General features: G+C 48.7%; 2 tRNA genes and 3 rRNA genes. All 5 read right to left on the reverse strand.

The window, feature by feature from the left end:
- Positions 1 to 48: 48 nt before the first annotated feature.
- Positions 49 to 158: ribosomal RNA gene (gene rrf / locus KXJ69_RS13570) — 5S ribosomal RNA — on the reverse strand.
- A gap of 152 nt (positions 159 to 310) precedes the next feature.
- Positions 311 to 3,133: ribosomal RNA gene (locus KXJ69_RS13575) — 23S ribosomal RNA — on the reverse strand.
- Positions 3,134 to 3,309: 176 nt separating this feature from the next.
- A tRNA-Ala gene (locus KXJ69_RS13580) sits at positions 3,310 to 3,386 on the reverse strand.
- Positions 3,387 to 3,486: 100 nt separating this feature from the next.
- A tRNA-Ile gene (locus tag KXJ69_RS13585) sits at positions 3,487 to 3,560 on the reverse strand.
- Positions 3,561 to 3,705: 145 nt separating this feature from the next.
- Positions 3,706 to 5,223 (reverse strand): 16S ribosomal RNA (locus KXJ69_RS13590).
- Together the 16S, 23S and 5S rRNA genes with 2 tRNA genes alongside form the textbook arrangement of a ribosomal RNA operon.
- Positions 5,224 to 5,367 lie beyond the last annotated feature (144 nt).

The raw sequence follows: 5,367 nt of genomic DNA on the forward strand, positions 1-5,367 counted from the left end.
AAAAATAGTATAAAAAAACCCCTCCAATATTTTGGAGGGGTTTTTAAAAGAAGGCGGCGACCTACTTTTCCACATAGATGCAGTATCATCGGCGCAATCGGGCTTAACTTCCCTGTTCGGAATGGAGAGGGGTGAGCCCCGATGCTATAACCACCTTAGTTGTAAGTTATAAGTCTTCTTTTACTTATAACTGCAGCTTTTGCTGCAAATATCTTAACATAAAGGAAAAAGGAATACTTGAGTCTAAACAATTTTGTAACACACTTAAAAATCAAAGAGTTGCTCTCCCTCCTTGCGGAGGGAGAAGCGTGTACATAAGCTTACGGGTAATTAGTACCACTCGGCTACGCACGTTGCCGCACTTCCACCTATGGCCTATCAACGTGGTAGTCTCCCACGACCCTTTAAAGAAATCTCATCTTGTGGTGGGTTTCGCGCTTATATGCTTTCAGCGCTTATCCCTTCCCGACGTAGCTACCCAGCAGTGCTCCTGGCGGAACAACTGGTACACCAGAGGTCAGTCCAACTCGGTCCTCTCGTACTAGAGTCAGATCCACTCAAATTTCTCGCGCCCACTGTAGATAGAGACCGAACTGTCTCACGACGTTCTGAACCCAGCTCGCGTGCCACTTTAATGGGCGAACAGCCCAACCCTTGGGACCTTCTCCAGCCCCAGGATGTGACGAGCCGACATCGAGGTGCCAAACCCCCCCGTCGATGTGAGCTCTTGGGGGAGATCAGCCTGTTATCCCCGGCGTACCTTTTATCCTTTGAGCGATGGCCCTTCCATGCGGAACCACCGGATCACTATGCTCTACTTTCGTACCTGATCGACTTGTAGGTCTCTCAGTCAAGCTCCCTTATGCCATTGCACTCTACACACGATTGCCAACCGTATTGAGGGAACCTTTAGAAGCCTCCGTTACTCTTTTGGAGGCGACCACCCCAGTCAAACTACCCACCAAGCACTGTCCCCCGTAAGGGGTTAGGCTCTAAACAAGCAAAGGGTGGTATTTCAACGGTGACTCCACCACGCCTGGCGACGCAGCTTCAAAGTCTCCCACCTATCCTACACATTACTTGTCCAGAACCAATACTAAGCTATAGTAAAGGTGCACGGGGTCTTTTCGTCCCACAGCGGGTAAACGGCATCTTCACCGTTACTACAATTTCACCGAGCTCATGGCTGAGACAGTGTCCAGATCGTTACACCATTCGTGCAGGTCGGAACTTACCCGACAAGGAATTTCGCTACCTTAGGACCGTTATAGTTACGGCCGCCGTTTACTGGGGCTTCAATTCAATGCTTCGCCGAAGCTGACATCTCCTCTTAACCTTCCAGCACCGGGCAGGTGTCAGGCCCTATACATCATCTTTCGATTTAGCAGAGCCCTGTGTTTTTGATAAACAGTCGCCTGGACCTCTTCACTGCGGCCCCCATTGCTGGGGGCGACCCTTCTCCCGAAGTTACGGGTCGATTTTGCCTAGTTCCTTAGCCATGAATCTCTCGAGCACCTTAGAATTCTCATCCCAACTACCTGTGTCGGTTTGCGGTACGGGCTGCCTCGCTTGTTTTTCTTGGAAGTCGATATTCAGGATTATCACCGCGGCCGTAGCCTTAGTGTACTATCGCCGTGTTACCACTGGCTTCAACGTACTATTCCGTCAGTACGCACCTAATTCTCGCCTCCGTCACTTTTAGCGCGGGCAGGTACCAGAATATTAACTGGTTGTCCATCCACTACCCCTTTCGGGTTCGCGTTAGGCCCCGACTAACCCTCAGCTGATTAGCATAGCTGAGGAAACCTTAGTCTTTCGGTGTGCGGGTTTCTCGCCCGCATTATCGTTACTTATGCCTACATTTTCTTTTCCAGAAGTTCCAGCATGGCTCACGCCACACCTTCAGCACCGCTGGAATGCTCCCCTACCGATATATTAAATATCCCATAGCTTCGGTAATATGCTTATGCCCGATTATTATCCATGCCGGACCGCTCGACTAGTGAGCTGTTACGCACTCTTTAAATGAATGGCTGCTTCCAAGCCAACATCCTAGCTGTCTGTGCAGTCCAACCGCGTTATTTCAACTTAGCATATATTTTGGGACCTTAGCTGATGGTCTGGGTTCTTTCCCTCTCGGACATGGACCTTAGCACCCATGCCCTCACTGCTGTGCATTATTTTATAGCATTCGGAGTTTGTCAAGAATTGGTAGGCGGTGAAGCCCCCGCATCCAATCAGTAGCTCTACCTCTATAAAACTAACACAACGCTGCACCTAAATGCATTTCGGGGAGTACGAGCTATTTCCGAGTTTGATTGGCCTTTCACCCCTACCCACAGGTCATCCCAAGACTTTTCAACGTCAACGGGTTCGGGCCTCCACTGTGTGTTACCACAGCTTCACCCTGCCCATGGGTAGATCACACGGTTTCGCGTCTACTACTACTAACTATGGCGCCCTATTCAGACTCGCTTTCGCTACGGCTCCAATTCTTAAAATTTTAACCTCGCTAGCAACAGTAACTCGTAGGCTCATTATGCAAAAGGCACGCCGTCACCCCCAAAGGGGCTCCGACCGCTTGTAAGCGCATGGTTTCAGGATCTATTTCACTCCCCTGTTCGGGGTTCTTTTCACCTTTCCCTCACGGTACTGGTTCACTATCGGTCTCTCAGGAGTATTTAGCCTTGGCGGATGGTCCCGCCGGATTCATACAGGGTTTCACGTGCCCCGCACTACTCAGGATACTGCTATGAATAACATTCTTTACCTATACCGGGCTATCACCGTCTATGGCCACACTTTCCAATGTGTTCTAGTTCATCGTGCATTCAATGTCGCAGTCCTACAACCCCAGCACTGCCGTAACAGTACTGGTTTGGGCTAATTCGCGTTCGCTCGCCGCTACTAACGAAATCACTTTTGTTTTCTCTTCCTCCGGGTACTTAGATGTTTCAGTTCCCCGGGTTCGCCTCCTTGCGGATAACATATCTTCAATATGCTGGGTTGCCCCATTCGGAAATCTGCGGATCAATTCGTATGTGCCAATCCCCGCAGCTTATCGCAGCTTATCACGTCCTTCTTCGCCTCTGAGAGCCTAGGCATTCCCCATGCGCTCTTAATTTGCTTATTGTACTTTTTTGCTCTTTAAATGAGTTTACTTATATAGCTAAAAACTTAAAAGTCTTTAACTGAAAAAATTGCTTTTCTCGTATTTCTTTTTCCAATATGTCAATGAACTATCTAGACCCGACTCTGTAAGTAGTTAATTAAAATTAACAGCTAAAACCACAGAAATCTTGTTGTCCTTGGTGGAGAATAAGGGAGTCGAACCCTTGACCTCCTGCGTGCAAGGCAGGCGCTCTAGCCAGCTGAGCTAATCCCCCATATACTAGTAGTTAGTACATAGTAGTTAGTAGTTAGATATACAAACTACTACTCAACCCCTAGAATTTCCTTTCAATAAAATATGAACGTCTCTTTAAGTAGTCTCAGGCAGACTCGAACTGCCGACCTCTACATTATCAGTGTAGCGCTCTAACCAGCTGAGCTATGAGACTGCATTTATTCAGAACCAAGACTCGTAAAAACAAAAAACAGATACTTTCTGCTCGCTCTTTGTTTCTTGACTCTAAAAAATTAAAATTGACAGCTAGACCAAGCAAAATATAGAGATCTTATAGACCTCTTGCGTAACTTCTCTAGAAAGGAGGTGTTCCAGCCGCACCTTCCGGTACGGCTACCTTGTTACGACTTAGCCCCAGTTATCGGTTTTACCCTAGGCAGCTCCTTGCGGTCACCGACTTCAGGTACCCCCGACTTCCATGGCTTGACGGGCGGTGTGTACAAGGCCCGGGAACGTATTCACCGGATCATGGCTGATATCCGATTACTAGCGATTCCAGCTTCACGGGGTCGAGTTGCAGACCCCGATCCGAACTGAGACCGGTTTTAAGGATTCGCTCCACCTTGCGGTGTGGCTGCCCTCTGTACCGGCCATTGTAGCACGTGTGTAGCCCAGGACGTAAGGGCCGTGATGATTTGACGTCATCCCCACCTTCCTCACGGTTTGCACCGGCAGTCCCGTTAGAGTTCCCATCTTTACATGCTGGCAACTAACGGCAGGGGTTGCGCTCGTTATAGGACTTAACCTGACACCTCACGGCACGAGCTGACGACAACCATGCAGCACCTTGTAATGTGTCCGAAGAAAAAGGTGTTTCCACCCCTGTCACAATACATTTAAGCCCTGGTAAGGTTCCTCGCGTATCATCGAATTAAACCACATGCTCCACCGCTTGTGCGGGCCCCCGTCAATTCCTTTGAGTTTCATTCTTGCGAACGTACTCCCCAGGTGGGATACTTATCACTTTCGCTTGGCCACCCAGCCCGAAGGCCGGACAGCTAGTATCCATCGTTTACGGCGTGGACTACCAGGGTATCTAATCCTGTTCGCTCCCCACGCTTTCGTCCCTCAGCGTCAATACGTTGTTAGTGACCTGCCTTCGCAATCGGTATTCTATGTAATATCTATGCATTTCACCGCTACACTACATATTCTAGCCACTTCACAACGATTCAAGATAACCAGTATCAAGGGCAGTCCTACAGTTGAGCTGCAGACTTTCACCCCTGACTTAATTATCCGCCTACGGACCCTTTAAACCCAATGATTCCGGATAACGCTTGCATCCTCCGTATTACCGCGGCTGCTGGCACGGAGTTAGCCGATGCTTATTCTTACGGTACCGTCAAGCCCCCACACGTGGGGGTGTTTCTTCCCGTACAAAAGCAGTTTACAACCCATAGGGCAGTCTTCCTGCACGCGGCATGGCTGGATCAGGCTCTCGCCCATTGTCCAATATTCCTCACTGCTGCCTCCCGTAGGAGTCTGGTCCGTGTCTCAGTACCAGTGTGGGGGATCCCCCTCTCAGGGCCCCTACCTATCGTTGCCTTGGTGTGCCGTTACCACACCAACAAGCTAATAGGACGCATACTCATCCCTTACCGTAACCTTTAATCGAAAAATGATGCCATCTCTCGATACTATAAGGCATTAATCCAAGTTTCCCTGGGCTATTCCTTAGTAAGGGGCAGATTGTATACGCGTTACGCACCCGTGCGCCGGTCGTCAGCAGAGCAAGCTCCCTGTTACCCCTCGACTTGCATGTGTTAGGCCTGCCGCTAGCGTTCATCCTGAGCCAGGATCAAACTCTTCATCGTATAATCTTAAAAAATTTCAAAATCACAACAAAAAGCCCTCAAAAAAATCTCAGGTATTTTACTTAGTCTAGTTTAATTTTCGTCTGAAATATATATCCTAAAATATATATTCCTACGCTGTCAATTTCAATATATCAATGAACT

It is taken from the genome of Halomarinibacterium sedimenti (assembly GCF_019312585.1).
Taxonomy (GTDB): Bacteria; Bacteroidota; Bacteroidia; order Flavobacteriales; family Flavobacteriaceae; genus Halomarinibacterium; species Halomarinibacterium sedimenti.